This window comes from Psychrobacter sp. 16-MNA-CIBAN-0192, from assembly GCF_040309565.1.
Classification (GTDB): Bacteria; Pseudomonadota; Gammaproteobacteria; order Pseudomonadales; family Moraxellaceae; genus Psychrobacter.
Window position 1 is genome coordinate 1 of record NZ_JBEOOX010000393.1, and the last position, 261, is coordinate 261.

The following is a 261-nucleotide window of genomic DNA, read 5'->3' on the forward strand; positions in this document are numbered from 1 at the left end:
GTATTGCCTAAATCATCTTGTAAGCGTTTTCGTTCATCATCGTTAACCGCTAACCCTTCGTAACCATGATACGAAAGCGACGGCAAAGAGAACATGGAATACTCACTTAGTGGCAATAAGCCATTTTTTTGTGTAGCAACATCTATGGTTTCTTTCGTGTGTAAATGAATCACACAATGCGCATCGTCGCGTACTTCGTGAATTGCGCTATGAATAGTAAAGCCAGCTGGATTAATATTAAATGGCGTGTCGTCAATAATA

General features: G+C 39.8%; 1 protein-coding gene. It reads right to left on the minus strand.

Translation table 11 applies throughout. The features are described from left to right. Positions 1–261, minus strand: a 261-nt coding sequence (locus AAEY78_RS13710; protein ID WP_352339900.1) for a class II aldolase/adducin family protein, incomplete at both ends; no start/stop codon positions are given.